Source organism: Clostridium sp. CMCC3677 (assembly GCF_023845585.1).
Lineage (GTDB): Bacteria > Bacillota > Clostridia > Clostridiales > Clostridiaceae > Clostridium > Clostridium aquiflavi.
The window spans coordinates 1-266 of record NZ_JAMQHS010000058.1; the positions used below are offsets into that span (position 1 = coordinate 1).

At 54.5% G+C, this 266-nt stretch carries 1 pseudogene; it reads left to right on the top strand.

The features are described 5' to 3' along the window. Window positions 1–18 precede the first annotated feature (18 nt). Window positions 19–266 (top strand): annotated as a pseudogene (locus tag NG901_RS16725) (acetolactate synthase large subunit); the annotation flags it as partial.

Here is a 266-nt window from a genome sequence, read left to right on the forward strand (position 1 = left end):
GAAGTGGATGTCCTGGGATTGTCGTTAGCCTGTACCAAGCACAGCTTTCTGGTGCAGTCGCTGGAAGAGTTGCCGCGCATCATGGCTGAAGCATTCGACGTTGCCTGCTCAGGTCGTCCTGGTCCGGTTCTGGTCGATATCCCAAAAGATATCCAGTTAGCCAGCGGTGACCTGGAACCGTGGTTCACCACCGTTGAAAACGAAGTGACTTTCCCACATGCCGAAGTTGAGCAAGCGCGCCAGATGCTGGCAAAAGCGCAAAAACC